22 protein-coding genes are annotated in these 25,310 nt (G+C 38.1%); all 22 read left to right on the top strand.

The annotated features are described in order from the left end of the window. The first annotated feature begins 79 nt into the window (after positions 1-79). The 22 genes from BLQ57_RS05450 (at position 80) to BLQ57_RS05345 (ending at position 25,309) form a co-directional block, all read left to right on the top strand. The gene (locus tag BLQ57_RS05450; RefSeq protein ID WP_087938339.1) at positions 80-2,701 is read left to right on the top strand and encodes an SLBB domain-containing protein; all 2,622 of its coding nucleotides are present in this window, start codon (positions 80-82) and stop codon (positions 2,699-2,701) included. A 15-nt stretch (positions 2,702-2,716) separates the two neighbouring features. Further along, positions 2,717-4,036, top strand: a complete 1,320-nt coding sequence (locus BLQ57_RS05445; RefSeq protein WP_087938254.1) for a UDP-glucose dehydrogenase family protein — start codon at positions 2,717-2,719, stop codon at positions 4,034-4,036. Between the two features lie 45 nt (positions 4,037-4,081). Next, positions 4,082-4,693: a DapH/DapD/GlmU-related protein gene (locus tag BLQ57_RS05440; RefSeq protein WP_087938255.1), complete on the top strand. Its 612-nt coding sequence runs from the start codon at positions 4,082-4,084 to the stop codon at positions 4,691-4,693. Positions 4,694-4,750: 57 nt separating this feature from the next. Further along, entirely contained in the window at positions 4,751-5,953 is a 1,203-nt protein-coding gene (locus BLQ57_RS05435; RefSeq protein WP_087938256.1) for a UDP-N-acetylglucosamine 4,6-dehydratase, read from the top strand. Continuing rightward, on the top strand, positions 5,953-7,098 hold the full coding sequence (locus tag BLQ57_RS05430; protein ID WP_240507739.1) for a LegC family aminotransferase: 1,146 nt from the start codon (positions 5,953-5,955) through the stop codon (positions 7,096-7,098). Before BLQ57_RS05435 ends, BLQ57_RS05430 begins: the two co-directional genes overlap by 1 nt. After that, the gene (locus BLQ57_RS05425; protein WP_087938258.1) at positions 7,085-7,711 is read left to right on the top strand and encodes an acetyltransferase; all 627 of its coding nucleotides are present in this window, start codon (positions 7,085-7,087) and stop codon (positions 7,709-7,711) included. Before BLQ57_RS05430 ends, BLQ57_RS05425 begins: the two co-directional genes overlap by 14 nt. After that, the gene (gene neuB, locus BLQ57_RS05420; RefSeq protein WP_087938259.1) at positions 7,708-8,736 is read left to right on the top strand and encodes an N-acetylneuraminate synthase; all 1,029 of its coding nucleotides are present in this window, start codon (positions 7,708-7,710) and stop codon (positions 8,734-8,736) included. Before BLQ57_RS05425 ends, neuB begins: the two co-directional genes overlap by 4 nt. After that, positions 8,733-9,857, top strand: a complete 1,125-nt coding sequence (neuC, locus tag BLQ57_RS05415) for a UDP-N-acetylglucosamine 2-epimerase (RefSeq protein ID WP_087938260.1) — start codon at positions 8,733-8,735, stop codon at positions 9,855-9,857. Before neuB ends, neuC begins: the two co-directional genes overlap by 4 nt. Beyond that, entirely contained in the window at positions 9,841-10,887 is a 1,047-nt protein-coding gene (locus BLQ57_RS05410) for a nucleotidyltransferase family protein (protein ID WP_087938261.1), read from the top strand. The genes neuC and BLQ57_RS05410 overlap by 17 nt, the downstream gene beginning before the upstream one ends. Then, positions 10,887-11,561, top strand: a complete 675-nt coding sequence (locus BLQ57_RS05405; protein ID WP_240507740.1) for an acylneuraminate cytidylyltransferase family protein — start codon at positions 10,887-10,889, stop codon at positions 11,559-11,561. The genes BLQ57_RS05410 and BLQ57_RS05405 overlap by 1 nt, the downstream gene beginning before the upstream one ends. After that, entirely contained in the window at positions 11,554-12,957 is a 1,404-nt protein-coding gene (locus tag BLQ57_RS05400) for a lipopolysaccharide biosynthesis protein (RefSeq protein WP_087938263.1), read from the top strand. The genes BLQ57_RS05405 and BLQ57_RS05400 overlap by 8 nt, the downstream gene beginning before the upstream one ends. Beyond that, positions 12,957-14,366, top strand: a complete 1,410-nt coding sequence (locus tag BLQ57_RS05395; protein WP_087938264.1) for a hypothetical protein — start codon at positions 12,957-12,959, stop codon at positions 14,364-14,366. Before BLQ57_RS05400 ends, BLQ57_RS05395 begins: the two co-directional genes overlap by 1 nt. 328 nt (positions 14,367-14,694) lie before the next feature. Further along, positions 14,695-15,561 carry a glycosyltransferase family 2 protein gene (locus BLQ57_RS05390; protein ID WP_169712708.1) on the top strand — a complete coding sequence of 289 codons (867 nt, stop codon included), beginning with the start codon at positions 14,695-14,697 and terminating at the stop codon, positions 15,559-15,561. 18 nt (positions 15,562-15,579) lie between these two features. Continuing rightward, positions 15,580-16,665 (top strand): Wzz/FepE/Etk N-terminal domain-containing protein, encoded by a 1,086-nt coding sequence (locus tag BLQ57_RS05385; protein WP_087938266.1) that lies wholly within the window; start codon positions 15,580-15,582, stop codon positions 16,663-16,665. Continuing rightward, entirely contained in the window at positions 16,652-17,644 is a 993-nt protein-coding gene (locus BLQ57_RS21645) for a glycosyltransferase family 2 protein (RefSeq protein WP_087938267.1), read from the top strand. Before BLQ57_RS05385 ends, BLQ57_RS21645 begins: the two co-directional genes overlap by 14 nt. Further along, entirely contained in the window at positions 17,645-18,847 is a 1,203-nt protein-coding gene (locus BLQ57_RS05375; protein ID WP_087938268.1) for a hypothetical protein, read from the top strand. It begins immediately after the preceding gene. Positions 18,848-18,903: 56 nt separating this feature from the next. Next, positions 18,904-19,587, top strand: a complete 684-nt coding sequence (locus BLQ57_RS05370) for a glycosyltransferase family 2 protein (protein ID WP_240507751.1) — start codon at positions 18,904-18,906, stop codon at positions 19,585-19,587. Positions 19,588-19,593: 6 nt separating this feature from the next. Beyond that, a complete protein-coding gene (locus BLQ57_RS05365) occupies positions 19,594-20,346 on the top strand; it encodes a glycosyltransferase family 2 protein (protein WP_087938270.1) in 753 nt (250 codons plus the stop codon). A gap of 5 nt (positions 20,347-20,351) precedes the next feature. Then, complete coding sequence (locus BLQ57_RS05360; RefSeq protein ID WP_087938271.1) at positions 20,352-21,212, top strand: glycosyltransferase family 2 protein; 861 nt, start codon at positions 20,352-20,354, stop codon at positions 21,210-21,212. Beyond that, positions 21,212-22,903: a capsule assembly Wzi family protein gene (locus BLQ57_RS05355; protein ID WP_240507742.1), complete on the top strand. Its 1,692-nt coding sequence runs from the start codon at positions 21,212-21,214 to the stop codon at positions 22,901-22,903. Before BLQ57_RS05360 ends, BLQ57_RS05355 begins: the two co-directional genes overlap by 1 nt. 215 nt (positions 22,904-23,118) lie before the next feature. After that, entirely contained in the window at positions 23,119-24,417 is a 1,299-nt protein-coding gene (locus tag BLQ57_RS05350; protein ID WP_087938272.1) for a nucleotide sugar dehydrogenase, read from the top strand. 64 nt (positions 24,418-24,481) lie between these two features. Beyond that, on the top strand, positions 24,482-25,309 hold the full coding sequence (locus BLQ57_RS05345; protein WP_240507743.1) for a polysaccharide biosynthesis/export family protein: 828 nt from the start codon (positions 24,482-24,484) through the stop codon (positions 25,307-25,309). Position 25,310: the final 1 nt, after the last annotated feature.

The raw sequence follows: 25,310 nt of genomic DNA, 5'->3' as shown, positions 1-25,310 counted from the left end.
TTGCTGGATTCAGGTGAGATTTGATAAATGAACTATTAAATTGCAGGATCAAACAAATATAGAAACTCGAAAATCCTTGATGATAGCCTATTCATTACATAAAGTGAATGCCTTGAGAGCCTTATTTCTAACGGTTACCTTTCTTTTGGCCGCTAGCCTAGCTTGGTCACAAAGCTTAGCAGATATTCAAAACGTCAAAGTAGATAATTTGTCCAATGCCCAAATCGAGCAATTGGTCAAAAGGGCCGAAGCGAATGGTATTAATTCATCTCAGTTAGTTGCTTTGGCTCAGGAGAGAGGCATGCCTCCATCTGAAGCTGCCAAATTAGGCCGGAGAATCAGCGAGCTGATGAACGGAAATGCAAGTCAAGGCCAAGTGATGGGCTCCGGTCAAGGCCGGAATCTGATGTCAGAACCTCAGGTAGATGTGTTTGACTCACTTCGCAGATCTGATCCTTACTATGATTTGACTCCAGAGCAGAAGAAAATCTTTGGGTTTAAACTTTTTCACAATAGACAATTAGACTTTAGCCCCAGTCTTAATCTTCCTACTCCTTTGTCCTATATCATTGGAGCAGGAGATCAGCTTCTTATCGATATCTATGGAGCATCACAGCAGGCCTATGACTTGACTGTTAGTCCAGAGGGAAGAATTTTTATTCCTAATCTGGGTCCAATTCAAGTAGGAGGAGCAAGTGTAGAAGCTGCGACGGCCAGACTAAAAACCAGTTTAGGACGGATTTATTCCAGCCTTTTAGGGAGTTCTCCTTCCTCATTTCTTCAGCTTCGATTGGGTAATATCCGCTCGATCAAAGTTTCGATGGTAGGGGAAGTAGTCAAGCCAGGAACGTATACCTTACCCTCTTTTGCATCAGTATTCAATGCTCTCTATGCAGCGGGAGGACCAAATGAAAATGGTGCATTTCGAACTATTCAGGTCTATAGGAATTCCAGGCTAGAAGCCACTGTTGACATTTATGATTTTCTATCCAAAGGTGATCAAAGCAGTAATATCACTTTGCAGGATAATGACGTGATCATAGTGCCTCCTTTTCAATCAAGAGTGGAATTGGTGGGGCCAGTAAGAAGAGAAGGATATTTTGAGGTAAAACCAGGTGAATCCTTAGCTGATTTGTATCAATTTGCCGGAGGGTTTTCTTCCAAGGCATTCAGAGATAGAGTAACCGTCCGTAGATTTGACCAAGATAGGCGAAAAGTAATCGATGTAGCTTCTGATCAATACGAGGTTTTTGTGCCTCAAGACGGAGATGAAATTTTAGTAGGGGAGGTTTTAGACCGATTTACCAATCGGGTTCAGGTGGTAGGTTCTGTCAATCGAGCGGGTGAATTTTCTCTAGAAGATGGAATGACCATTTCTGAGTTGATTGAAAAGGCAGAGGGCTTGAGACCAGAAGCATTTTTATCTAGGGCGACGCTATATCGTACCAATACTGATTTGACCCTTGGGGCTTTGCCTATTGACTTGAGCGGGATTTTGGAGGGAAATGCGGTCGATGTAGAATTAAAGAATGAAGACTTATTATTTATTCCCAACCGATATGATATTCAGGAGGAATACTACGTGAAAATTTCTGGGGAGGTGAACTTTCCCGGAACTTATCCTTTTGCCTCGCAAATGACTGTTGGGGATTTGATTTTAAGATCAGGGGGATTCCTAGAGTCGGCTGCAAATAGCTCAATAGAAATTGCCAGAAGAGTAAGGGATGCCACTAGTGGTAGAATTGCTGAGATTTCCACACTTACGATTGACCCCAACTTGAAATTAAGCCCGGAAGAAGAGGCATTGCCATTAAGTCCATTTGATCATGTTTTTATCAGAAGGAGTCCCGGATTTGAAAGAGAACAACTTATTTCGGTAAGGGGAGAAGTGATGTACCCCGGGGAGTTTGTTATTCAAAATGCAAATGAACGAATATCTGATTTGATAAATAGGGCAGGTGGACTTTCTCAATTTGCCTATCCAAAAGGAGCCAATCTGATTCGTAGGACAGTTTATTACGAAGGCAAGTCAGAGGATGAGCTTAGGGAAGAAAGTTTAAAGCAGCTTTGGGAGAGATTAAATCCTGAAACTAACCGAAATCTCAATGAGGCAGAGAGAATGCTTTTTGAAAGGGTAGACAAGAAGTTAACTGATATAGAGGAAGAAAAGAAAGCCAAGAGGCTAGAAGAGTCTTCTATGGATCAGGTGATGGTTTTTTCAGATACATTGAGTATTGACCCTGAGCTCAATCAAGCTAGGTTTAAAACAGAAGATATGGTTGGGATCAATCTTGAATTCATTATGAAAAACCCCGGCTCGGAAGCAGATTTGATCTTGATGGAAGGGGATATTTTACAGGTACCGAAGCAGCTTCAAACTGTGAGAATGGTAGGAGAGGTTCTTTTGCCCACCACTGCTAGGTATGAAAAAGGTAGGACGCTTAAATATTACATTTCGAAAGCGGGAGGCTTTACCGAAAACGCAAGAAAGGGAAAGGCCTATGTAGTTTATGCCAATGGGGATGCCGCCCAAACAAGAGGGTTTTTGGGGATTAAAAACTATCCTTCGATTGAACCAGGGGCAGAGATTGTCATACCTCAAAAACCACAAAGAGAACGAATGAACGCAGCAGGCTGGATAGGAATTGCCTCCAGTTTGGCTACTTTAGGGATTTTGGTAGAGAGATTATTTAGTAATTAATTTAATATAAAATTTATGAAAATAGCTGTAGTAGGAACTGGGTACGTTGGGCTTGTTTCAGGTGCTTGTTTTGCAGATGTAGGGATTGAGGTAACCTGCGTGGATATCGATCAGAAAAAAATTGATAAGCTAAAGAATGGCATTATGCCAATCTATGAGCCAGGTTTGGAAGAAATAGTGGTTCGCAATTATAAAAGTGGACGGCTTCATTTTAGTACGGACTTAGGAGAGGCTATTCAGGGTGCGGAAGTGGCCTTTATTGCGGTTGGAACCCCTCCAGGTGAGGACGGTTCTGCTGATTTGAAATATGTTTTGGGGGTAGCTGATGAGATTGGTCAGAAAATGACCGATTATATTGTAGTAGCTACCAAGAGTACAGTACCGGTAACGACAGGTGAAAAAGTCCGTGCCGCTATAAAGAAAGCATTAGATAAGCGTGGATCTGATTTGCCTTTCGCGGTAGCTTCCAATCCTGAATTTTTGAAAGAAGGTGCTGCCGTTGAGGACTTTTTGAGACCGGACCGAATTGTGATCGGTGTGGATGATGAGCGAGCTGAGAAGATCATGCAGCGCTTGTATAAACCATTTCAATTGAGTGGTGAGCGGATTATTTATATGGATATACCCTCAGCTGAAATGACCAAGTATGCTGCAAATGCTATGTTGGCTACGAAGATTTCTTTTATGAATGATATTGCAAATCTATGCGAAAAGGTAGGTGCAGATGCGAATATGGTCCGAAAAGGTATTGGTTCTGATCCTCGGATTGGTAACAAATTTATTTATCCCGGTGTAGGTTATGGTGGCTCTTGCTTTCCAAAGGATGTGAAAGCCATTATCAAAACTGCTAAGGAGTATGGATATGATTTGAGAGTACTTCAATCTGTAGAAGATGTCAACGATGATCAAAAGCATATTTTGGCCAATAAAGTAAAAGCTCATTTTGGAGCCGATCTCTCTGGAAAAACTTTTGCCATGTGGGGCTTGAGTTTCAAACCCAACACGGACGATATGCGAGAGTCTCCCGCGGCAGTTATTGTGGATGAGCTTCGTGCAGCCGGTGCTGAAGTAAGAGCTTATGATCCCAAAGCCATGGAGGAAGCTCGTGAGCATTACATTTTCGACAAGGTAACTTATTGTACAGATGCTTACGATGCCTGTGTGGATGCAGATGCCTTGCTTTTGGTGACCGAATGGTCTGAGTTCAGAATTCCTAGCTGGGATGCTGTTGGGAAGCTACTCAAAAACAAAGTGGTATTTGATGGAAGGAATATCTATGATAAAAAATACCTCGATACACTGGGTTTTGTTCACTACGGAATTGGATCAAAATAATTTTAAAGAATCTCCTCGGTTTCGAATCGAGGAGATTCAATTTAGATGATGATAATAGCCGGAGCCGGAGGACATGGATTGGAAGTTTTTTCTCTTTTGATTTCTAAAGGTTATTCGGACGATTCCATTTATTTTTTTGATGAGGATGTTTCGAAGAAAGACTCCTTCACGTATGGAGATAAAGTAATTACTGATGAGGAAGTTTTGATTCAACTTATCCAAAAGGACCCGCAATTCTGTCTTGGCGTAGGAAATCCTATTCATAGAAAGCATTTAAGAGAAAAATTGCATCAGCTTGGAGGGAATCACTTTCCAATTTTAGGTTCTTCTTCGATTAATCAATCTTCATTCGCTCAGGCTTCAGACCTCATGGAATTGGTTTTTTGCGGACCCGAAGCGAGGATTGGTAAGGGAGTTTTGGTCAATACCAGAGCGCATGTACATCATGAATGTGAAATCGGCGATTACACAGAGATTGGCCCAGGAGCTATACTTTTGGGAGGAGTAAAAGTGGGGAAAATGTGTAGAATTGGAGCTGGAGCGGTGTTATTGCCAGGAATAGAAATTGGAGATGAGGTAGTGGTAGGTGCAGGGGCAGTGGTTACAAGGGATTTTCCTTCAGGTCTAAAAATTAAGGGTGTTCCAGCTAGCCTATAGGATGGAATACAATAAACTTTTTACTTTATCTTTTTAAAAAGAATAGCGCTAGAAATCATGAACCTATTAAATTTAATTGGAAGAACAGAGTTACTCTTTGTTAAAGATATCTTCTCCAATGAGAAGAGATTATCTGACTTAGTATCCAATTCCAGGTTTTTGGTTATTGGAGGTGCAGGATCTATTGGGCAAGCCGTTACCAAGGAGATTTTCAAGAGAAATCCTCAAAAGCTTCACGTAGTGGATATCAGTGAAAACAATCTGGTAGAGCTTGTGAGAGATATTAGAAGCTCCTTTGGCTACATTGACGGTGATTTCAGAACTTTTTCCTTGGATATTGCCTCTCCAATCTATGATACATTTATAGAATCAGATGGACAGTATGATTATGTGTTAAACTTGTCAGCGCTAAAGCATGTAAGGAGTGAGAAAGATCCATATACCTTGATGAGAATGGTTGAGGTCAATATTTTAAATACCCTGAAAACCATCCGGCAATCCAAAGAGAAAGGAGTAAGGAAGTATTTCTGTGTATCCACTGATAAAGCAGCCAACCCCGTGAATATGATGGGAGCTTCCAAGCGAATCATGGAGCTGTTTTTAATGCGTGAGAGTAAAGATATTTCCATATCTACGGCAAGATTTGCCAATGTTGCCTTTTCGGATGGGTCCTTGCTTCATGGGTTCAACCAACGTATTCAAAAAAGACAACCAATAGTAGCTCCCAATGATATCAAGAGATATTTTGTGAGCCCCCAGGAATCTGGCGAGCTCTGTTTGATGTCCTGCCTTTTGGGAGATAATAAAGATATTTTCTTTCCCAAACTCAGCGAAGAATTACATTTGATCACCTTTTCAGAGATTGCAGTAAACTACTTGAAGCAATTGGGTTACCAAGCTTACATCTGTTCCACGGAAGATGAAGCCCGCAAGTTTTTCAATTCCACTAGCCAGTCACTGAATGCAAACAACAAAACCTGGCCTTGTTATTTTACCCAAAGCGATACCACAGGAGAGAAGGATTTTGAAGAATTCTTTATGGAGGGTGAAACGTTGGATCTAACTAGATTTGACAATTTAGGAATAGTAAAAAGCAGCCTCCCTTACCAAGACGATAAGTTGGATTGCTTCCTGTCTGAAATAAATGCCATGATGGAGAAAAAGCAGTGGAAAAAGGCAGATCTGGTTACTCTTTTCCATGAGTTATTACCCGCTTTTGACCACAAGGAAACCGGAAAGTACCTGGATGCCAAAATGTGATGATGCCCTTTAAGGAAACCGTTCAGTTTATACAGGATACGTTCAAAACCAAGGACTTCATCCCTATTCACGCCCCTGTTTTTATGGGCAACGAACGAAAATATGTAATGGATACCCTGGAATCTACCTTTGTTTCCTCTGTGGGGGCATATGTGGATTTGTCTGAGAGGATGATGGCAGGAATCAGCCAAACCAAAAAAGCTGTTGCTGTGGTCAACGGGACAGCCGGTTTGCAAATAGCCCTTCAGTTGGCAGGTGTACAAAGAGGAGATGAAGTAATTACTCAGGCACTTACCTTTGTGGCCACAGCCAATGCTATTCAACATAACGGGGCAGAACCTGTTTTTTTGGATGTGGATTATGATACCATGGGCCTCTCTCCGAAATCAGTCTCCGACTTTTTGGAAGAGTTTGGAGAAAGGAGAGAATCAAGTACCTACAATAAGAGAACCGGAAAAAAGATCTCAGCCTGTGTTCCAATGCATACCTTTGGGTTTCCGGTTCATCTGGATGAACTGCTAAAGGTTTGTAATTTATGGAATATTCCTGTGGTAGAGGATGCCGCCGAATCTTTGGGGAGTTATTACCGGGAGAAACATACCGGAGGTTTAGGGAAACTTGGTGTTTTTTCCTTTAACGGGAACAAGATTGTGACCTCTGGAGGAGGAGGGATGATTGTGACCAATGACCCTGAAATTGGAATAGCCGGGAAACACCTGACCACGACAGCCAAAGTGGCTCATTCGTATGAATTTTATCATGATCGGCTGGGCTACAATTTTAGGATGCCGAACTTGAATGCAGCATTGATTTGTGCTCAGTTAGAACAGCTCGATGGCTTTTTAGAAAATAAGCGGCAGTTGGCAGATGCTTATTCGGAATTTTTCAAAACTCAAGGTATAACTTTTAGAAAAGAACTTGAAAACACTAGAGCCAATTATTGGCTGATGTGTGTGGAGCTGAAAAATTTGGAAGAGCGGGGTGCTTTTTTAAAAGCTACCAATGATTCAAAAACGATGACACGTCCAATTTGGCAGTTGATGTACCGCTTACCCATGTACCGGCATTGCTTCAGGGATGGGCAAAAGAATGCAGAATATTTGGAGGAAAGGATCGTGAATATACCCAGCAGTGTCAGAATCTAAATCCGTTTTTCTTTTTGGATATTCAGGACATGCTTATGTGATTATTGAGTCACTTCTGGATGCTGGATATGAGGTAAAAGGCTATTTTGATTTTAAGGCTGCGGAAAAGAATCCCTACAGCTTGGAATATTTTGGCTTCGAAGAAGAAGTAGATGTAAAATCCATTGTTGGAAATCATCTTGTTTTTCCCTCCCTAGGTGACAACAAAATCCGACAAAAAATATTGTCATTTTTCCAGAAACATCAATTGAATCAATTTGTAGCAGTTGATCCAGGTGCCAACATTTCCCGAACAGCTTTCATTCAGCCATCCAGCTACATTGGAAAAAATGTATTAGTGAACGCAGGGTCTGAAATAGGACAGGGGGTGATTTTAAATTCGGGCTGTATTGTTGAGCATGAATGTCAAATTTCCGATTGCGTTCATATTGGGCCGGGAGCGGTACTTTGTGGAAATGTTTCTGTTGGAAAGGAGTGCTTTATTGGTGCCAATGCTGTGGTGAGACAAAATCTTACCATAAATGCCGGAAATGTGATTGGTGCGGGCAGTGTAGTTACCTCCGATCTTTTGGAGAAAGGGGTATGGGTCGGTAATAAGCTGAGAAAGTTATGAGTGTCAAACCTGTCATTATAATAGCAGAAGCAGGAGTCAACCACAATGGAGATATCAACAAGGCATTGGAGTTGATTGATGTTGCTGCTGATGCGGGAGCAGATTTTGTCAAGTTCCAAACCTTCAAGGCGGAAAAAATTGTCAATCCAACAGCTCAGAAGGCAGTCTATCAAAAGAATAATATGAAGGGAGATGAGGATACCCAATTCGGCATGCTCAAGAAGTTGGAGATGGGCGATGACTGGTATCCGGTCCTAATTGAAAGGTGTCAAAAAAAAGGGATTAAATTTCTTTCTACAGGATTTGACTCAGAGAGTATTGATTTTTTAAACAAGTTGAACATTCCCTTTTATAAGATTCCTTCGGGTGAACTAACCAATAAACCCTATTTACAGCACATTGCCAGAAAAGGGAAAGACCTGATTCTTTCCACAGGAATGGCAAATTTAGAAGAGGTGAAAGCAGCCCTTGAAGTTATTTTCCTAGAGGGTATTGACAAGAATCAACTGACCGTTCTTCATTGTAATACTGAATACCCTACACCGATGGAGGATGTAAACCTTTTGGCAATGAGGCAAATTGCCGAAGAACTAGGGGTGAAAGTGGGTTATTCGGACCATACCTTGGGTATAGAAGTTCCCATTGCAGCAGTAGCCCTTGGGGCCTGGGTAATAGAGAAGCACTTTACTTTGGATAGAGGCTTGCCGGGTCCAGACCACGCGGCTTCCCTTGAACCTATTGAATTGAAATCCATGGTTCAAGCTATTAGGAATATAGAAAAAGCCATAGGCGGCAATGGGATTAAGGAGCCGAGTCAAAGTGAGAAAAAGAATATTCTGATTGCAAGAAAAAGTCTCCACTTAAAGCGTGAAATCAAAAAGGGGGATGTTTTGAGTCAAGATGACTTGATTTCGTTGAGGCCAGGAGATGGTATTTCACCTATGGAAATTGATTATATCATCGGAAAAGAATTGTTGCTTGACTTGCCAAAGGGAGCAAAAATTTCAATGGAAAATCTAAGATGATTAGAATTGGCATCTTAACCAGTTCCAGAGCTGATTATGGGATTTATCTCCCCTTGTTAAAGGCGATGGAGCAGGATGAGGAAATTTCTTTCAAAATCATTGTTTTTGGAACGCATTTGTCAAAGCTCCATGGTTATACGCTTGCCCAAATAGAATCCGATGGATTCAACGTATTTCGAAAAATAGAGTCCTTGCTGTTGGGAGACAGCCCGAATGCGGTTGCCTCGGGTTATGCCCTGACGGCTCTGAAATTTTCTGAATTTTGGGAAGAAAACCATCAAGAATTTGAGGTAGTTTTTGCTTTGGGAGATCGATTTGAAATGGCAGCAGCGGTTGCGGCTTCAGTACCCTTTCAAGTAAAAATTGCCCATCTACATGGAGGAGAAACTACTTTGGGGGCAATAGACAATATTTATCGGCATAGTATCTCCCTATCTAGTAATCTTCATTTTGTTTCGACTGATGCTTTCAGAAACCGGTTGATTCAATTATTGGATAATAATAATGCTGAAATTTTTAATGTCGGCTCACTCAGTTTGGAGAATTTGGCTACTATTCGATTACTTTCCCCCGATGAGTTTGAAAAGAAATGGAAGATTGATCTCCATTTAGGCACTATCCTGGTAACGGTACATCCAGAGACAGTTGCATTTGATCTAAATGAGAAGTACTGTAAGGAAGTTTGTTTGGCCTTGGAGCAGTTGTCGGTCAACTATCAGGTCGTCATTACCATGCCCAATCCGGATACTGCTGGTATGGTATACAGATTGGCGTTTGAGGAGCTAAGAAAAAAGCAGGAGAAGATCAAAATCATAGAAAATTTTGGAACCCAATCCTATTTCACTTGTATGAAGTATTCTAAATTAATGATTGGAAATACCTCAAGCGGAATAATAGAAGCAGCCACTTTTCAGAAATACGTGATTAACTTAGGCGATAGGCAAAAGGGAAGATTGGCAGGAGAGAATGTCCTCCATTTACCTTTTGATTCTTATCAAATTGTAAAAAAGGCTAAGGTTTTTTCCCAAAAACAATTTGAAGGAACAAATCCTTACTATCAGCCCAACCCTTCTCAAACTATTTTAGGAATACTTAAAGAAACTTATGCAAACTTTTCATAGGCATATTGCTGATATCAACTCGCCTGTCCGGGAAGTCTTAAAGCAACTGGATACTTTAGCTTCTGATGCGATCTTGTTTTTAGTAGACCAAGACAATAGACTATTAGGTTCCTTGACAGATGGAGATTTGAGAAGAGGATTCATCAAAGGATTAGGATTTGAAAATCACTTATCAGAGTTTATTCAACCCAATCCAAAATATATCCAACAAGGAAAGTATGATTTAAATGAGATTATAGAGTTAAGGAAAAAGCATTTTTCTGTCTTTCCAGTGGTAAATCCGCAGATGCAGATCATCAGTGTGATCAATTTCAAACATCAAAAATCTTATTTACCTGTTGATGCTTTGATTATGGCAGGGGGAAGGGGAGAACGCTTAAAACCACTGACGGATACCACACCCAAGCCTCTTCTGAAAATAGGCGATAAACCAATTATTGAGTATAATATTGATCGATTGGCTGCTTTTGGAATAGATGATATTTGGTTATCTGTCAGGTATTTAGGAAAACAGCTAGAAGAATATTTTGGGGATGGGTCTGACAAGGGTATTCGTGTAAAATACGTATGGGAGAAAGAGCCATTAGGAACAGCAGGTGCTCTCGGCTTAATTGATGATTTCGTCCATGATCATATTTTGATGATGAATTCAGATTTATTGACCACTATTGATTTTGAAGATTTCTTTTTGTTTTTCCAAAAAGAAGAGGCTGATTTGGCTGTAGCCTGCATACCCTACCAAGTTAATATTCCCTATGCGGTAATGGAAACGGAAGAAAAAAAAGTTACAGGCCTTAAGGAAAAACCTACTTACACCCATTATTCCAATGCTGGTATTTATTTGATGAAGAAAGAAGTGATTGATCATCTTCCAAAATCAAGTCACTTTAATGCGACTGATTTGATGGAGTTATTGATTGCTCAAGGTAAAAAAGTTGTGGCTTATCCCTTGTTAGGCTATTGGTTAGACATTGGAAAGCATGAAGATTACAATAAAGCTCAAAAGGACCTAAAGCAAATCAAGTTTTGATGCCCTTAGTAGTTATTCCGGCTAGAGGTGGTTCAAAGGGAGTGCCAAGGAAAAACATTAAACTACTTGGCGGGAAGCCTTTGATACACTATACAATAGAGGCCGCAAGGGAAGTTTTTGAAGATTCGGTTATCTGTATTTCAACCGATGATGAAGAAATAAAAGAGGTAGCCGAATCGATGGGTTTATCTGTTCCTTTTCTCCGGCCGGCATCTTTGGCCACAGATGAAATAGGAATCCATGAAGTTTTGATTCATGCACTCCAGTTTTACGAAAATTTAGGCTATTTTCCTGATAACCTGGTTCTTCTGCAGCCAACCTCACCATTTAGGACAGGAAAGCATATTAAAGAGGCACTCCAATTATTTGATAACTCTTGTGAAATGGTCGTATCGGTCAAAGAAACAACTTCAAACCCCTACTTTGTCTTGAGGGAAGTGAATGAGCAGGGTTGGTTAGTGAAATCCAAAGAGGGTAATTTTATTAGAAGACAAGATTGTCCCAAGGTATATGAGCTAAACGGAGCGATATATATCATCAAATGCGAAACCTTAAAAGAAAAGCCTATCCATGAATTTAAAAAGGTAAGGAAGTATGAAATGGATGAGTTGAGTTCGCATGACATTGATAACCATCGAGATTGGTTGTTAGCAGAATTGCTTTTTAATGATTAAAAAACTTTTTAGCCATACGGCAATTTATGGATTGGCTCCCCAAGTCCCAAAAATTGCTCAATTTTTTGTCTTGCCAATCATTACCCAAGATTTAACGGAATTGGATTTTGGAGTTGCAGGATTACTGACGGCCTATACTGCAGCAATTTCAGTATTATCATTTCTAGGACTTCGGATTATTTTAGTGAATTCGTATTACAAATCACCTTCACAATTTAAATGGGCTTGGAGACAAATCTATGGTTTTTTGACTTTTTGGAATTTTTTTTATGCCTTTATCTTATCCCTATTGATCTATTTGGTTATTCCTGAAGTTGCCGAAGTTAATAGATGGTGGATCATTTTAATCAATGTCGCTCCACTTGTCCTTTTTGGACCGGTTGCTACCATAGGGAGTACCTATTTTCAACTTAAACAGCAACCTATTCAAATTGCAACTAGGACGGCGATTTTCGGAATAGTAAGCGTCCTCCTCAATTTGTTTTTTATCTCGTATTTGAAACTGGGGTATATGGGCTGGTTCTGGTCGACTTTTATATCGACTGTACTCTCCAATGCTTCCTACTATTATCCTGTCAACTTCCAATTAAATCTGACTCCAATTTTTAATTTCAAATGGCGATCAATCAGGCGATTTTTAAAGGTGAGTCTACCAACTGTTCCTCATTATTACTCAGGTTATTTATTGAACTCCTCTGATAAAATGGTAATGGATTTGGTAGGAGTGAGTACCAATAATGTGGGGAAATACAGTGCTGCCTATACGATAGGAAACATGATTCAGCAGTTAGGAAATGCAGCTGGACTAGCCGTAGGTCCTATGATGATGAAAGCATACAAAAAGGGAAAGGATCTGGAGGCTAGGAATTTGGTATTTCTGTTGCAGATCGGATTTTTGGTATTGACTTTTTTAATTTCAATTTGGTCTAAGGAGGTTTTTTCCTTTCTCATCAGAAATGAGACGCTTTCTCAAATGTATGGTTTGGGAATAATTATTATAATGGGATACAATTACAGACCCATGTATTTGGGGGCAAATAACAAATTGTTTTACCTTGAAAAAACCCATGTGATATGGAAGGTTACTTTTATAGCTGGTTTGATTAATGTGGTTTCAAATATTATCCTAATCCCCTTTTTTGGGTTTGAAATTGCAGCTTATACTACCTTCGTTTCATTGTTGTTTATGGGCTATGCAGGGTATTTTATTCCCTCTGTTAAAAAGTTAAATTATGTTAATTATCATCCAATTAAATGGTTGGTTCTAACCCTTCTTCTGACGATTCTAGCCTACTACTTGGTCGAAGTTGATGAAGAAATAAAACTAATCGTTTCAATTATTGCGTTACTTATGGCAATGAGATTAGGATTTTTATTCAAAAAGAAGTTTGGATAATGGATTTTAAAGAGAGAAAAGAAATCATAGAGTTTTTAAATAGGTTTGAAGAGAATAATGCTACCGAAAATTGGGAATATAACGATGTAAAGGTCTGGCCGATCCTGAAAAGTACTCTGTTTTTAAGAATATTTTGGGGGATTTCAGTTAAGCCAAAGGAAGTTTCGCGGCTATTACTTATTTTTTATGCTTTCAAAAACTTTCTGAAAAGAAAGATCAATTCTTTCAAATTTCAAAAATTAAAACTGAATTCGACTGATTTTCTGTTCTTTAGTGGGAGTAATTTTAGAGAAAATTTTAAAGGCGAATCGTTTAATAAATTTTATGACCCTATTGGGGATTATTTCATCAATAAAAATAAGAAGATTCTTTTTTTAGAGTACGGAAAATATACTGAGGAAAAAACCTATAGAAATCGAGGGCTCAATATTCAGTTTATTTATCATCACTTTGAGAGTTTATATGAAAAAAATGAAGTTGATTTTTCAAATTGGGATGGGATTGATGGCTTTGTTTCTTTCGTAGAAGATAAAATTAACTTTCCTGATTTTTCTACCCGCTCAGAAATTGAGGTGACTTTGAATAAAGTATTTTGGTGGAAAAAAACATTTGACTGGGTATTGGATCAAACCCATCCTAAGAAAGTTTTCTTATTATCCTATTATAATATTCCATGCTTCGGCTTATTGATTTCCGCTCGACACAAAGGGATAGAATGCATTGATATTCAGCATGGTAGTCAAGGAGTTTACCATCCGGCATATTCTGGATTTAAAGGTGACTATTTTATCCTTCCTAATTTATTTTGGCTTTGGGATGCTCAAACTGAATCTCTTTTGACAAAAAACCTGAAGTATCCTAATTTAAAAACATTAAATGGGGGAAACCCCTGGCATTACTTTTTGAACCATTCAACTTTTTATTCACGTCTCAATCAGCCTTCAGTATTACTCACTCTTCAGCCAGTAAATTCGCCCATTGATGAATATATTTATGAGGCAATATCTCAAAGCAAAAGGGAAATAGCTTGGCTTTTTCGCTTGCATCCTAGGATAGGTTACTCGACCAGAAACCAAATAATTTCTCGACTAAAAGCCTTGAATGTTTATGATGACTCGCTTTGGGAAAAAGCTAATCAAACACCTTTGCCAATTCTTTTAAAAGAGGTAGATTTACACATATCTAAATTTTCGGGTTGTATTGCAGAGGCAGCTGATTTAGGTACTTTTAGTATCATCCTTGAAAAAAATGGTGAAATTACTTATGAGTATCTAATTAATAATGGGTTGGCAGAAGGGGAAATCGATTCCAATACTCAAAAATTGTTATCAGCAATACAAAGAAATTTAGGTAAAAAGAGAAAAATACAGTCTAATAACTTAGATTACGTTTTAGATCTGCTTCTCTAATATTTATTCATTAACATTGTTAGTTATTGGATATTCAAATGATCGGAATTTGAATCATAGAAACTTAAATATGGGGTATTGCCCCTGCTTTTGATTGACAGCTTATGGGAATTCAGGAGATCTGAAAATTATAGAGTTGGCTTATTAATAATTATCATTTTACTTGGTTTCATACCCGTATCCATTTTAAATGAGTTTTGAAATTCAAAATCTGGCAGCTATTTATTTAACCTAATTCTTTGAGATTTAATCCTTGAATTGACTCAAATTCCAATATTCATAAGAAAATGTTATTCTTTGGATCAGTGTATATATTTTCAAATTAATTGTGCTGTTAATTTCAATTATTATCCCTACATATAGAAGTTGGGATTTGCTTGCCAAGTGTCTGCAAAGTCTTCAAAACCAAAGTCTTTCTAATTGTAACTTTGAAATCCTAGTTGTCAATAATGATCCGAAAGACCCTAAGCCAAACTTTTTGGCTCTTCCGGAAAATGCTAAAATTCTCACTCAAAAACGTGCGGGTTCTTATTCGGCCAGAAATCTGGGAATGGCTGTTGCTGAAGGGAAGCTAATAGCTTTTACCGATTCAGATTGTATTCCAGATAAAGATTGGTTGAAACAAGGATTTGATTATATCCAAAACGGCTTTGACTTGGTTGGTGGGAAAGTCGAATTTTTCAAAGAAGAAGATGGTGACGAACTTACTTTTCTTTTTGAACAAACATTTAATTTTAATCAAAAAAGGAATGTAGAAGAAAGAGGACAAAGTATTACAGCCAATCTATTCGTCAAAAAAGAAGTAATTGAGAAGGTAGGAGACTTTTCCGAAAATCTAATGTCAGGTGGTGATTTTGAATGGACCCAAAAGGCTAGCGCATTGGGTTTTAAAATGAAATACGGGGAAGATGCTTTGGTATACCACCCTGCCAGAAAAAGGTTTAGAGATCTGATTTCAAAGAAGAAAAGAACTTCCGGTGGAATGTTTTATAGATTTTTTGAAAATTATTCAGTTTGGCAAAAATTTACTTTTACCCTCAACATGCTTCGTCCGCGAATTTCTCTTTTATTCAGAAAAGACCTTTACTTAGTTGATAAGATCAAATTATTTTTCGCAGTTTGGTATCTTGAGTGGATTGGAATCAAAGAAATGTTTCTACTAGCCCATAAAGGTAAAGCAGCTCAAAGACAGTAAATAAGCTTCTCTTAATCCATGACCTCGCAGAAAACAAAACAAATACTAGAAAGAAACCAGTTTAGCTTCATCAACTTGTTGAGATTATTGAGGTTTAGGCTTTATCTACTTTTGATCACTATCAGTATAGTACTAATCTTTGGTTTGGGCTTTTATGCAGCGTCTCCGAATTCTTACCAACTCAATACTGTATTGCTAGTGGAAAGCAATGTGCAAAGTGGAAATTCCGGCGGTTTGGGCGCTTTGGCGCAAATGTCAGGTGTTAATATTGGTTCTGCTAATTCAGATCAGGCTTTCTTGGACCCAAAGCTCTACCCGGTGATTGTTCAAAGTAAACCATTCCTTAAAGAGCTGATGTTCACCAAGGTCAAGAGTGAAATTTATCCTGACTCCCTTTCATTATTTAAATATTTGGTTGAAACCAAACCCGAAAATGAAATTATTAAATTCTTAAAAAGTCCTCTATCGATCCTTAAGGGTACACCCCAAATTGATGAATCACTTTTGAATGAAGATTCGATTAGAGGAAAATATGCCCCACTTGAGCTTTATGCCATGGGACAGATTGGGAAAAGAATTAGTATTACTACCGAGGGGAATCTGTTGACCTTAGGTACAGATATGCCCGAAGCAGAATTGTCCTATCAATTTTCAAAAATGGTTCGAGAGCTATTAGAGAAATACACAAGTCGATATGTTCTTGAAAAACAATCCAACCAGGTAAGTTATTTGGAAGGACAAAATGCTATTGCAGAGCAAAACTATAGAGTTGCTCAAAATTTACTCACCAGATTTAAGGAACAGAATCAAGGAGTAGTTTTGGAAAGTTTGAGGGCGCGTGAGCAAAATTTAAGCGCAGAAAGCAATCTGAAATTTGATTTATTCCGGACTATTTCCCAAGAGCTTGAATTGGCAAAAATCAAACTAAATAGCTTAAGACCCATTTTCTCAGAAATTGAACCTCCTTATATTTTAAACAGGCCTACCGCTCCTAAACTTCCCCTTACGATTGCATTTTCAATTATTTTTGGGTTTTTCTTGGGCCTTGCTGTGATCTTTTTGTCCTATATGAGACAATACTTTCAAATTCATAAAAGTAATTGAACCAGTAATTTCTGTTGTAGTCCCATGCTACAACAATTCTAAAAATTTAGAAGAAACGCTCCAGTCGATTTCTTCTCAGTCATTTCAAGAATGGGAGTGCATTATAGTCGATGATGGCTCTGAGGATGATTCTGTAAAGATTTCTGATTCTTTTCAGCTAATAGACCAAAGATTTAAGAGTCTTCGTAGACCAGATCACCTCCCAAAAGGTGCGAATTCCTGTAGGAATTTTGGCGTTTCAAACGCAAGAGCCGAACTCCTTTTATTTCTTGATGCGGATGATCTTATTGCTCCTAATTGTCTAGAGCATAGAGTCAATAAGTCTAGGGATGCGGCTGAACTTGCGGTATTTAAAACAGTCTGTTTTGTCGATACCATTGAAGATACCACTCCCTTTTATTCCAAATCAGTGATTGGTATTGAAAAAGAAAAGCTATTAGATCTATTTTTAGGTTATCAAATACCCTGGCATACTAGTAGTGTGGTTTGGAAAAAGTCTTTTTTTAATAGAATTGGAGGCTTTGATGAAGGTCTTCTTCGTTTTCAGGATGTGGAAATACATATCAGAGCTTTGGCTGAAAAGGATTCCACAATTTTCATTGATGATCACTCATTGCCTACTTCTTTTTATCGCAAATCAGCATTCCATACTAAAATCGATCTTGATAAAAGGGTTTTCATCCTGAATCAGGGAATTATTTTCTTAGAAAAAATCAAAGTAATCCTTGGGTGCGATGGTTTGTCGAAGACCTATAGTTTATTTCTTTACTTGATGTTCAGATTTGAGGAAGTGATTGATAGGCGACAATTAAAATTGATTAAAGGAATTTATTTTTCGGATTGTAAAAATTTACAATTACCCTTTTCTGTTTCTTTGATGATTTTTCTTCATGAAAAGGTTTTGAAAAGACCTCGACGATCAAGAAAACTATTGGCCTTTGGCATCTATAAATTCCATTTGGCAATCAATAAGCAATAAATGAAAGCTTATTACGAAAATATTGAATTTTGGGACCTCTTGAGTTTACCCTTTTATTTCATTGGCGTTTACTTTTTTCTCTATTTCTTGGCTAAATCCCTTCTGCTTTCAGATGATAAATTTCTGCGGTTTCATTTTTTCGGAGGACTTCTTTTTTATATGCTTATTGGCTTGATAGATTTTAATTTCAAGCTGATCCCCTTTTTCCCTGACACAGGGTTGTTTACGAGAATTTTGGAAACGGGGGTTACCCCAGACAATCAATCTATTGGCGTCAGAATCGGTTATAAGTATTTGGCTATTCCTGTTTATTGGCTATCCTTAAAATCCATTTTCAATTATTTTCTTTTTAATATCCTTTTATTCCAATCGGGATTGATTTTCATATTGGCCGCTTTCAATCAAATGTATCAAAATAAGGAGGTTTGGAGCCAGCGATTTTTCTTACTTCTCTCGCTTTTGATGCCTTCTATTATTATTTACTCATTTACTCCGCTCCGAGAAAGTTATTTCACTTTGGCCTTGGGATTGTTTTTTTATGGTGTATCAAAACCTAAGCTGATTAATTTATTTCTAATCTTAGGGATATGCCTTGCTGCTATGCTAAGAATTCAATTGGTATTGTATTTCTTCATAATTATCCTCACGAAGTATTTTTTCAGCCTCAATTGGAGGCACAGTACCAAAATTGTAATTTCTTTGCTTCTCATTCCTTTGGGTTTTGTTGCTCTCAATTTTATATCCCAGGCTCTTCTAAAAATCTCCATATCTCCCGAGAGTCTAGCTCTTTTTAGAAATGTGCAGCGATTGAATTACTTTGAAACTGGTGTGACGTACCCCGAGGTAGAATGGACCTCTTGGTTTGATTTGATTATTTCATTCCCAGGTCTCTTTTTCCAGTTTTTGCTCGCTCCCTTCCCGGTATTGATTTTCATACCATTTTGGACCAAGCTTGCTTATTTTGCAGATGGCTTATACCTTCTGTTTGTTCTTTTCTTATTGCTACTTACTCTTAATACAATAAAAAATCATTGGCTATGGATTACCTTTATTTTGATTTATGTGGCGATGTCCAGCTTTTTTGAGTTTCATCTTCTTGGTGCGGTGAGACACAGATTGCCAGCTACCATACTGCTGACCATGTTGGTCTCTCAGGGTTTTGTTCAATATGTTCCTAGGTTAAAGTGGTTTTTCAAGTACTAATTTCGACGCTGTCAACCTCGATTGAACGATTTCGGCAATATTCGTTTCCTGTATTGGTGATATCACAAGGAGGCGGAAGTAGGCGTGTAGAGGATTATAAATTTTCTTTTTTCGAATTTAAGGAGAGGGGCCTTTCCAAAAGTAGAAATCGAGCTTTAGATAAGGCTCAAGGGGAAATTATCCTTTTTGCTGACGATGATGTATCCTTTGTAGATGATTTAGAATCTAAGATTATTCGGGCTTTTGAGCAATACCCTGATGCCGATGTAATCACATTCCGGGTACAAACTCCAGATGGCTTAGCCTATAAATCGTCTTACAGTGACACCAAATTCACACATACTCGGAGTAGCATTTATAAAGTTTCGTCCGTAGAGATAGCAGTGAGATCTTCTAGTGTTAAAAAGCATTCTATTCGGTTTGATGAAAATTTTGGACTGGGTGCCCAATTCAAAAGTGGGGAAGAGGTGATTTTTTTGAATGACTGCCTTGATGCAGGTCTAAAGGTAATATATGTACCGGAGGTTATCGTTTTTCATCCCTTAGAAAGCTCTGGAAAGGTCCTGGATGCTAGTTATTTTAGAAGTAAAGGAGCTATAATCAAAAGGCTCTATGGTTTTTCCCCTTTTTTAGGCTTAGGGATTTTGTTTATCGGCAAGCAATTGCTAAAAAGCCAAAAAACAGTTTCATTTGCCGAGGCTTTAAAAGAAACAATGAAGGGATTTTATGCTAAATTTTAATAATTGATGCTGGTATCTATTATTACGCCTGTACACAATTCTTTTTCACTTATTGAGGATACGATTAATTCTGTACTGAATCAGACTTTTACAGATTGGGAACTCATCTTGATAGACGATAAATCTTCAGATAACGGACTGTCTATTCTTTCCAAATATGAGGAGTTGGATGAGCGAATTAAATTACTTAAAAACAAAGAGAACCAGGGTGCTGCAATCACTCGAAATAGGGGTATAGAAGCTGCGCAAGGAAGGTATATTGCCTTTTTGGATAGTGATGATTTATGGGAGCCGAATAAATTGGAGCGTCAGTTGGACTTTATGAGGTCAAATAATTACCCTTTTACATTTACAGCATATCGTAAGTTCAAAGAAGGTAAATTAATGGGAATGCAGGAGGTGCCTGATAAAGTCACTCATCAAGAATTGTTGAAAACTTGTTCGATCGGTTGTTTGACAGCCATGTATGATACTGAAGTACTCGGAAAGGTGTACATGCCTGATATTTCTCGTAGGCAGGATTTTGCTTTGTGGTTGAAGATTTTAAAAATGACGCCTTTTGCCTATGGACTCAATGTCCCTTTGGCTAAATATCGCCTGAGGTCGGATTCTATATCGGGTAATAAATGGAAAGCTGCCTCCTATCAATGGAAAGTTTACCGTGACTTTGAACATCTTTCGTTTTTTAAAGCCAGTTATTATTTTGTTCATTATGCATTTTTTGGAGTTCTGAAGACTTATCTCAATAAAAAGAAGTAAAAAATTTGTTTAAGATTTCTGTAATTATCCCAGTTTTTAAGGACTGGGACCGATTAAGGATATGTTTGGAATCATTGAAAAATCAAGAAGGTGTACTTGATTTATTCGAAGTGATAGTGGTCAATAATGAAGCTGGCGCAAAGCAGGTGGACTTAGGTGATTTCCCTTATCAGCTAAAACTTGTAGATGAATTAAGTCCAGGCTCTTATGCTGCCAGAAATCATGGAGTTTCCCTTGCAAAGGGCAAGGCTTATTTATTTACCGATTCGGATTGTATTCCCAATAAGGATTGGATAAAGCAAGCGATTGATTTGCTTGAAAATGCTTCACAGTCAGTTTTTGCCGGTAAAATTGAGCTTTTTTCTAAGGCCGATAATGTTTTTGTCGATTTTGATCGCGCATTTGCTTTTCCAAATGAAAGGTATGTTGCTAAAGAAAATTTTGGAGTGACAGCAAACTTACTTGTACGAAAAGAAGTGGTTGAAGCTGTTGGCGACTTTAATTCCAAAATGATGACGGGAGGGGATTCTGAATTTTGTAATCGTGCTGTTAGAGCTGGTTTCCAGATTTCTTATGCTCCTTTAATGATCATTAAACACCCTTCGAGAGAGTCTTGGGATGAACTAGCAACAAAAGCACGACGCTTTGGGGGGAGGTTGCCTAAATCCCCAAACAGGTTGATGGTTTTTGTGAAACTATTGGGAAAATTTAGGATTCGGATTTCTGATCACCAAGATATTTGGAACTTAAGTGACAGGACTTTTACTCGTCGGCTGTCTTTTAGCCTAATTAAGCAATCACTGAGATGGATAGAAGCCATGGAATCTATGGGTGTATTTTTGGGTAAAAAACCCGGGAGATTATAGTGGAGAAGCGTTTTCTGTTTTTTTTAGTTTTAATGGTGTTTTGGGCAGCAAATAATTCTTCCGCCCAAAGCCTAAATGCTGGATTTCCTGTAGTGGAAGAATATACGAGGAGGGCACAGTTGCTAGGTAATTCTGGTCAGCAGTCTTCTTTTTTTATAAGACCGTTCGATTTAAAAGGAATATATAAAGATCAGGAGGACTCCTTGGTTTTAAGTTTTTTCCCTGAACTGATCAGAAAAAAAGGTTACTCCTTTGGAATATTACCAGCCATTAATTCGACAAGTTTTAATTCAAAAAGGCCCTATGGTTGGGGAAATAAAGGGAAGCTTCCCAATGTAGGTTTACAATCATATTTCTCCGGAGGTTTTTTTGCTAAGTTATTTTTTCTGAAGATACAATTTCAGCCGGAATTTGTCTTCGCATCCAATAATCCATTTGAAGGGTTTTCAGATAATTTTTCTAATAGGGTAACCAGGGCAAGATTTTTTTATTGGAATAATGGAGATAATCCTGAGCGTTTCGGGAATGAGCCCATTTCAAGATTCTGGTGGGGACAGAGTTCTTTGGCATTAGAATTTGGTCCAATGGATTTATCCCTATCTACGGCAAATATTTGGTGGGGCCCCGGTCAATTTAATTCTTTGACATTCAGCGATAATGCAGAGGGTTTTCCTCATTTTAGTTTGAAGACTAACAGACCCTTAAAGACATTTATAGGTAATGTTGAAACTGAAATAATAGTAGGTAGGCTCGAGAATAGTCAGATAGCCCCTTCTCAATCAGACTCATTAAATAGGGCCTTATTTAGACGATTTGATGGAGATTGGAGGTATTTAAATGCCATACATCTAAGCTATAATCCTTCTTTTCTTAAGAATTTTTTTGTTGGATTTTCGAGAACATTCCAACAATACAATCAATTCAGAGGGAATACATTTAATGATTGGTTTCCGATTTTTGAAGTTTTCCAAAAGAAAACTCTTTTCACCAATGGAAACTCGGTGGAATACGATAGTAGAGGGCAAGATCAACAGGTAGTCCTTTCCTTTAGGTATTTTTCAAATAAGGGAAATTTCGAAGTCTATTCAGAATATGGAAGAAGAGACCATGCATTCGATTGGAGAGATTTTATCATGAATCCCGAACATGCCCGCGCTTATCTGATGGGGTTTCAAAAACTGTTTCAATTGGAAAAACCTGATCAATTTATTCAGGTTCGGGGAGAGCTGACTCATCAGCAGGAGTCGGTTAATCGCTACATTCGCTACTCAGGACTAATTGGCAATCAGACTTGGCATACCCATGGTCTGGCAAGAGGCTTTGTTAATAGAGGAGAGGCGCTAGGAGTAGGAGCAGGTGTGGGGTCAAATGTTCAAACTCTTGAAATATCAAAAGTGCGTAAAATGAATAAGATCGGGGTCTTATTTGAGCGCTTAGAAAATCATCAGGATTTTTACTATAGAGCCTTTGGGCAAAATTCAGAGAAAAAGCCTTGGATCGACTTCAGTCTTGGATTGCTTTGGGATCATCAGTGGCAAAATCTTCTAATAAGTGCTAAAGGGCAGTTTATTCGAAGCTCAAATTATCAATGGGAATCTGCCAGTCTATCTTCTCAGGATTTTTCAGCAGGAGAAGGAAAAATAGCATTTTTCGGTCAGTTGCACTTGATTTATGCCATTAAGAAAAACTAGCATATTTCAAGATTTTATTTCACCAAAAATCCATTAGTTTTGCCCTTTGATCTTACTGAGTAATTTTAGTACTCACTTTTTTAGATTTAATAATGAAAGTGGTGTCCTTTAGTTAAAAGTAAGTTGTTCATAATCAATAAAATATTTGATTTTTGGAGCTAAGTCACTGGGACTGAAAGGGCGAAGCTTTAAATAGACTTTTAAAAACAAAATCAATGCTTAAACCATTAGAAGAAGTAAAAATAGCCGTTATAGGCTTAGGTTATGTGGGATTGCCATTAGCAGTGGAATTTGCAAAGAAATTCACGGTTATAGGATTTGATATTGATCAAAGGCGAGTTAATGAGCTTCAAAATGGAAAAGACCTTACCCTAGAGGTAGAGGATGAGGAGTTGAAAGCCGTTTTATTGGCATCTCATTCAGAAGAAGTAGGATTTTTCCCAACGGCAGATCCATCTCACCTACAGGATTCTGATGTATATATTGTGACCGTACCTACTCCTACGGATCGTCATAACCGACCCGTTCTGACACCCATGTTAAAAGCATCCGAGAATATTGCAAACTATTTAGAAAAGGGAAATGTAGTGATCTATGAATCTACGGTTTATCCTGGTGTCACTGAAGAGGAATGTGTGCCTGTCTTGGAAAAGGTATCAGGGTTAAAGTTTAATGAAGATTTTTTTGTAGGATATTCGCCTGAGAGAATCAATCCTGGTGATAAAGAACATACGGTTGCAAAAATCCTAAAAGTCACTTCTGGCAGTAATGAAGAAGTGGCTGAATATGTAGATCAACTTTATAAGACTGTCATTACAGCCGGCACACACAAAGCACCTTCAATCAAGGTGGCAGAAGCTGCAAAAGTGATCGAGAACTCCCAAAGGGATATTAATATTGCCTTTGTCAATGAGCTTTCCAAGATTTTTAACTTATTGGGAATTGATACTCAAGAAGTATTGGAAGCGGCAGGAACCAAGTGGAATTTCTTGAAATTTAAGCCCGGTCTTGTTGGAGGGCATTGTATAGGTGTAGATCCTTTCTATCTTGCACAAAAGGCTCAAGAAGTAGGCTATCATCCCGAAATCATTTTGGCAGGAAGAAGGCTCAATGATAGCATGGGAAAACATGTAGCCACCGAAGTAATCAAGTTGATGATGCGAAAGGATCTCAAGGTGATTGATTCAAAGGTGTTGATCTTAGGATTTACATTCAAAGAGGATTGCCCGGATGTGAGAAATACTAGAGTAATTGATATCTTTAGCGAACTTCAATCATTTGACATTGATGTAGATATTTATGACCCTTGGGCTGATGCATCGGAAGTAGAGCATGAGTACGGGATAAAAATTTTAAACGGAGAAAATTCACCCAAACTCAATCAATATTCAGCTGTGATTTTGGCAGTAGCTCATCAAAAATTTAAAGCCTTATCCATTAAAAAATCTTCTAATCAGGTAGTTTTTGATGTAAAGGGGATTTTGAAGAAAGATGATGTGGATGGTCGATTATAAGAATGTTTAAATTTGTATAATTCCTGAATTTCTTTCTTTTTTGAACAATAATTCATCTAAAACTATGTCATTTCTAAAAAAATATTTTGCCTTACTAGGGTTTAGTGCAGTTTTTCTTTTTTCCTGCGTTCCCAATAAGAAGCTAGTTTACATGCAAGAAATGTTAGAGTCAACGGGGCCGCTTGTTGAGTCAAGTCAAAAGTATCCCTACCTAAGGGAGGATTATCTTCTTCAGATCAACGATATTGTAGAAATTAATATTTTCACCACAGACCCGCAAATGAACGAACTGCTAGGGTCGGTTAATGCATCTCAGCAAGGGATGAACCAAATGGCCGGTGGTCAGGGAGCTGGAGATATATTTTTCATGAATGGATATTCAATCGATGATAATGGGGAGGTAGAATTACCTTTAATAGGAAAGGTGAAAATAATTGGTCTGACTACAGAAGAAGCTAAATTGATTGTAGAAAAGGAAGTTGGTCGCTACGTCAATAAAAGTGAGTATTTTGTTAGAGTTAGATTAGGAGGAATACGATTTAGTGCATTGGGAGAATTTAATAGATCAGGAAAGTTTACTTTACTTCAAAATAGAGTAACCATTTTTGAAGCTATTGCTTTTGCGGGGGATTTGAATAGAGTAGCAAAGCGAGATCAAGTATTACTCCTAAGACAATATCCGGACGGTACACAGATTCATAAAATAAATCTGCTGGACAGAAGCTTGTTGAACTCTGAATTTTATTGGCTTAAGCCAAATGATTTAATTTACGCCGAGCCTATGAAGGTCCGTGCAATTGGTGCGGGTAATACATTTGTTGAGACGATTACACTAATTTCAACATCCATTACAGCAATAGCCTTAGTACTTACTTTTATAAGAAACAATTAAA

It is taken from the genome of Algoriphagus faecimaris (genome assembly GCF_900101705.1).
In the GTDB taxonomy this organism is placed as follows: domain Bacteria; phylum Bacteroidota; class Bacteroidia; order Cytophagales; family Cyclobacteriaceae; genus Algoriphagus; species Algoriphagus faecimaris.
Note: the sequence above shows the minus strand (reverse complement) of the source record. Positions and strands in the feature narration are given on the sequence as shown.

What these genes read in the sequence shown, in the direction of transcription:
- BLQ57_RS05450 (WP_087938339.1), top strand. Translation starts at nt 80, where the DNA reads ATGATAGCCTATTCATTACATAAAGTGAATGCCTTGAGAGCCTTATTT.
- BLQ57_RS05445 (WP_087938254.1), top strand. Translation starts at nt 2,717, where the DNA reads ATGAAAATAGCTGTAGTAGGAACTGGGTACGTTGGGCTTGTTTCAGGT.
- BLQ57_RS05440 (WP_087938255.1), top strand. Translation starts at nt 4,082, where the DNA reads ATGATGATAATAGCCGGAGCCGGAGGACATGGATTGGAAGTTTTTTCT.
- BLQ57_RS05435 (WP_087938256.1), top strand. Translation starts at nt 4,751, where the DNA reads ATGAACCTATTAAATTTAATTGGAAGAACAGAGTTACTCTTTGTTAAA.
- BLQ57_RS05430 (WP_240507739.1), top strand. Translation starts at nt 5,953, where the DNA reads ATGATGCCCTTTAAGGAAACCGTTCAGTTTATACAGGATACGTTCAAA.
- neuB (WP_087938259.1), top strand. Translation starts at nt 7,708, where the DNA reads ATGAGTGTCAAACCTGTCATTATAATAGCAGAAGCAGGAGTCAACCAC.
- neuC (WP_087938260.1), top strand. Translation starts at nt 8,733, where the DNA reads ATGATTAGAATTGGCATCTTAACCAGTTCCAGAGCTGATTATGGGATT.
- BLQ57_RS05410 (WP_087938261.1), top strand. Translation starts at nt 9,841, where the DNA reads ATGCAAACTTTTCATAGGCATATTGCTGATATCAACTCGCCTGTCCGG.
- BLQ57_RS05405 (WP_240507740.1), top strand. Translation starts at nt 10,887, where the DNA reads ATGCCCTTAGTAGTTATTCCGGCTAGAGGTGGTTCAAAGGGAGTGCCA.
- BLQ57_RS05400 (WP_087938263.1), top strand. Translation starts at nt 11,554, where the DNA reads ATGATTAAAAAACTTTTTAGCCATACGGCAATTTATGGATTGGCTCCC.
- BLQ57_RS05395 (WP_087938264.1), top strand. Translation starts at nt 12,957, where the DNA reads ATGGATTTTAAAGAGAGAAAAGAAATCATAGAGTTTTTAAATAGGTTT.
- BLQ57_RS05385 (WP_087938266.1), top strand. Translation starts at nt 15,580, where the DNA reads ATGACCTCGCAGAAAACAAAACAAATACTAGAAAGAAACCAGTTTAGC.
- BLQ57_RS05375 (WP_087938268.1), top strand. Translation starts at nt 17,645, where the DNA reads ATGAAAGCTTATTACGAAAATATTGAATTTTGGGACCTCTTGAGTTTA.
- BLQ57_RS05365 (WP_087938270.1), top strand. Translation starts at nt 19,594, where the DNA reads ATGCTGGTATCTATTATTACGCCTGTACACAATTCTTTTTCACTTATT.
- BLQ57_RS05350 (WP_087938272.1), top strand. Translation starts at nt 23,119, where the DNA reads ATGCTTAAACCATTAGAAGAAGTAAAAATAGCCGTTATAGGCTTAGGT.
- BLQ57_RS05345 (WP_240507743.1), top strand. Translation starts at nt 24,482, where the DNA reads ATGTCATTTCTAAAAAAATATTTTGCCTTACTAGGGTTTAGTGCAGTT.